Annotated in this window: 2 protein-coding genes and 1 pseudogene; 1 reads left to right on the top strand and 2 read right to left on the bottom strand. The window is 44.5% G+C overall.

Going from position 1 to position 3,238, the window contains the following annotated elements:
- A pseudogene (locus tag LDL18_RS08895) lies at positions 1 to 391 on the top strand (ferredoxin--NADP reductase); the annotation flags it as partial.
- A gap of 138 nt (positions 392 to 529) precedes the next feature.
- Here LDL18_RS08895 and LDL18_RS08890 read toward each other — a convergent pair.
- Together LDL18_RS08890 and thyA are read right to left on the bottom strand one after the other, a co-directional pair.
- Positions 530 to 1,906: an NAD-dependent succinate-semialdehyde dehydrogenase gene (locus tag LDL18_RS08890; protein ID WP_296508851.1), complete on the bottom strand. Its 1,377-nt coding sequence runs from the start codon at positions 1,904 to 1,906 to the stop codon at positions 530 to 532.
- Positions 1,907 to 2,207: 301 nt separating this feature from the next.
- Complete coding sequence (gene thyA / locus LDL18_RS08885) at positions 2,208 to 3,098, bottom strand: thymidylate synthase (protein ID WP_296508849.1); 891 nt, start codon at positions 3,096 to 3,098, stop codon at positions 2,208 to 2,210.
- Positions 3,099 to 3,238: the final 140 nt, after the last annotated feature.

Genomic DNA, 3,238 nt, shown 5'->3' with positions numbered 1-3,238 from the left:
GGATATTTACGATCGATTTGAAAAAATCATTCTGGTTCACAGCGTCCGCCGCGTCAGCGACCTTGCCTATTATGATGATCTAGTAAATCAGATTGCGGATGATCCGCTGGTCTCTGAAGAAGCCGCAGAACAATTCACCTATATTCCAACCGTTACCCGAGAAGAATTTGAGCGCACCAGCCGCATCAATACCATGATTGAGGACGGTTCTTTATTCAGCGATCGGATTGGCTTGTCAAAAAAACTTGATCCAGCGACAGACCGTTTGATGCTTTGTGGTAGCATGGACATGATTAAGGACTTTGAAAAATACCTGAATGAACAGGGATTCAAAGAAGGCTCCAACAGCGAACCCGGTGATTTCGTCATCGAGCGGGCTTTTGTTGACTAAGGTCTAAAGACAAAGTTCAAATTTAAAACAGGTCATCTATGGATGGCCTGTTTTTTTAGATAGACTAAACAATAAAAGCCGATCTGGATTTCAGATCGGCTTTTATCTTTTCCATTTGAAACGGATTTTGAGAAGTTTTTAGGCCGCAGAAGCGTCTATCAATTTCCAGTTGATAAATTCCTGAATACCGAAATGGGATAATTCGCGACCATAGCCGGAATGTTTAACCCCACCGAAAGGCAGTTCAGGCGCAGTCCATAGAGGCTTATTGATCGCCACCATGCCGGTTTCAATTTGCTCTGCCACTTTGCGTCCCTGTTCCACATCGGGAGCAAAAACGGCACCGCCCAAGCCATAAGGCGAGTCATTGGCAAGCTCGATAGCTTCGGCTTCATCTTTCACTGCGTAAATTTGGGCAATAGGGCCAAAAAATTCTTCAAAATAGGCAGGATTCTCGCGCTTAATATCGGTCAGGATACCAGCTTTCATGAAGGCACCCTTGCCTTCTATCGCCGTCCCACCACAAACAAGTTTTGCGCCATTTTGAACCGCTTTTTCGACCTGTTTAATAACCTGATCTCGCGCACCAACCGAAGACAAAGGCCCCAAATCGGTAGATTCCTCCATGGGATCACCAATTTTTAGAGCTTCAAAGCGCTGTTTTAGCTTTTGCGTGAAAAGTTCGGCGCGTTTTTGTCCAACGATAATAAAACGCTTGGCAGCGCAGCAAACCTGCCCTGCGTTAAACAACCGTCCATAGGCGGCTTTATCAATCAGCTTGTCATCAATATCGACACCGTCAAGAACGATGAAGGCATCACTGCCGCCCAGCTCCATGACCGATTTTTTCCACATCTTACCGGCTTTGGCGGCCAATTCAGCCCCAACCGAAGCGCTACCGGTCACGGTTACACCACGCACCCGAGGATCTTCGATAATTTGGCTAATCTGATCTGGTGAGGCATCAAGATTGGTATAAATACCCTTGGGTGCGCCCGCTTCTTCCAAAACGGCTTCAAAGGCATGGGCGCTTTGAGGCACGGAAGAGGAATGTTTCACCAGAAGGGCATTTCCCGCGATCAGATAAGGCCCTGCGATACGGGCAAGCTGATAGTAAGGGAAGTTCCAAGGCTCAATCGCTAAAAGCAGTCCAAGTGGAAAGGCTTTGACGACCGCCCCCGGCTTTTCTTCAACCTTTTGAGGTGCCAGAAATTTTTCACCGTTTTTGGCATAATAATCAAGGATATCAGCCGATAATTTGACCTCGCCGCGGGCTTCAGCAATCTTTTTGCCCATTTCGATAGTCAGGAGCTTGGCATATTTATCCACATCGGAACGGAAGATTTCAGCAGCCTTATGAAGCACCTTGCTCCGTTCCGCGATCGTTCGCTGGCTCCAGTCATTTTTGAAGACAGTCGCCGCCCGATCAACGGATTCTTTAACCTGTTTATCCGAAAAATCAGGGTATTTTTTGACGGTTTCGCCAGTGGCGGGATTGACAGATTCATATGCCATAAAAGAGCCTACCTTTCTTATTACTTCAGCTTAGGACAGTCCTCCTTTTTACAAAGAAGGACTCATCCTTAATTTTTCCTCATTTTTTATGAAATGATCTGCATTTATTTTAAATAACAGCTAAATTACTCCATTTTTAAAGAGAAATTAGTTGCAATATGCAGTTAAATTACTTTTTAAGCCAAAGCTCACTATTCCAAATAAGGAATAGTAAGTTGATTAATTTTACATCAATTACTTAATCAACGAGCTCGAAAGATATTGGTTCCACCGTCTGAAATTTTTTAAAAATACTGCATAATCAAACTGCAACCGCGCCCTTGATAGGGGGATGAGGGTCATATCCCGTGATTGCAAAATCCTCGATTTTATACTCTGTGATGCGGTCAGGATGACGTGTTAATTGTAGGTGAGGAAACGCCCGCGGTTTACGGGTAAGTTGTTCTTTCATCTGGTCGATATGGTTGCGGTAGATATGAACATCACCGCCTGTCCACACCAAATCTCCTAAAGCCAATCCAGCCTGATCGGCAAGCATCGCTTGCAAAGCCGCAGCCCCCACTAAATTAAAAGGCAGCCCTAAAAAGACATCCGCACTTCTTTGATAAAGAAGACTATTTAATCGACCATCGGATGTCACATGATATTGATAGACCATATGGCAAGGCGGCAAGGCCATATCTTTTAATTCAGCGACATTCCAACCGTGGAAAAGCATCCGGCGACTGGAAGGATTGCTTTTCAGGGTTTCAATCAGAGTCGCTATTTGGTCATAAACCTGCCCGTCACTCCCCTGCCATCGCCGCCACTGCCGACCATAGACGGGTCCCAAATCGCCCCATGCCTTTGCAAAGGCATCATCCGCCAGAATCTGTGCCTCAAATTCTTTCTTGGTAAGCTGATCGCCGGTTTCCTTCTGGTAACGAGCCAATGGCCAATCGCTCCATATCGAAACACCTTGCGCAACCAAAGGTCGGATATTGGTATCGCCGGAAAGAAACCAAAGCATTTCACGAATAGCCAAGCGATAAGATACTTTTTTAGTTGTTAGAATCGGTATCCGACCTTTGGAAAGATCGAACCGCATCATCGCACCAAACAAAGACAGCGTTCCGACTCCGGTGCGATCATGACGCTGATCGCCTTTTTCCAGAATATCCGAGACGAGGCGAAGATATTGATGTTCCGACAAGTTGTATTGTCCTCTTCTTTAAAGAAAATATTACATAAGTGATATTTTTTTATAATTACTTATTTTAGACAAAATAAAAACAAATATCTATTTTAAATATATTGTTAAATTAAATTAAACCGTCACATGTTTTTTTATTA

The sequence above is a fragment of the Zymomonas sp. genome (assembly GCF_020216885.1).
Classification (GTDB): domain Bacteria; phylum Pseudomonadota; class Alphaproteobacteria; order Sphingomonadales; family Sphingomonadaceae; genus Zymomonas.
The sequence above is the reverse complement of the archived record's forward strand: the minus strand, read 5'-3'. Positions and strand labels throughout refer to the sequence as shown.